Annotated in this window: 1 protein-coding gene; it reads left to right on the top strand. The window is 46.0% G+C overall.

The features are described from left to right. Nucleotides 1-643 (top strand): FAD-dependent 5-carboxymethylaminomethyl-2-thiouridine(34) oxidoreductase MnmC (gene mnmC, locus R7P74_RS26290; RefSeq protein ID WP_318123579.1); only part of this gene is annotated, 643 nt, incomplete at its 5' end. Between the last annotated feature and the right edge of the window lie 87 nt (nucleotides 644-730).

A 730-nucleotide genomic window follows, 5' to 3' on the forward strand; every position in this document is an offset into this window, starting at 1 on the left:
CGTTGTAGTTGCTAACGGCAACGAGTTCCAAACACTAAGCCAAACTGAAGCCTTGCCGATGGGACAAGTAAAAGGACAAGTGAGCCACGCGCCAGCAACGAAAACCCTATCTAAACTCAAAACTGTACTGTGTTACGACGGTTACATGACGCCTGTTAACCCAAATAACCAACACCTTTGCATTGGTGCCAGTTACGATCGCAGTCATTTAGACTATGAGTTTGATGAAAACGCACAACGAGATAACGTAGAAAAGTTGGTCAAATGCATTCCAAATCAGGAATGGACCAAAGAAGTGGATACATCGGGCAATTTATCACGCCAAGGTATTCGTTGCGTGAGTCGAGACCATCTGCCGTTTGTTGGGAACGTGGGTGATTTCGACACAATCAAAACGCAATATGCAGATTTGCAAAATCAAGCAGAAGAAGAGGTTGAAGCGATTCACCAATTCCCTAACCTTTTCTGCTTCTTAGGTTTAGGCTCTCGAGGTCTAAGCTCTGCGCCGCTGTTGGCAGAAGTGCTAGCATCTCAAATTTGTGGCGATCCACTGCCACTCCCTGTCGATGTGCTGACAGAACTTCACCCAAGCCGTATGTGGGTACGCAAATTACGCAAAGGCAAAGCGATTACCGAGCTTTAAATCGGCACCAAGCAGACAACTACATGGATATTAAGTAGATAACGAATAAGAGATTCCCAAGCCCGCGAAATCACGCATCGGGAATCT

The organism is Vibrio sp. 2033 (assembly GCF_033339735.1).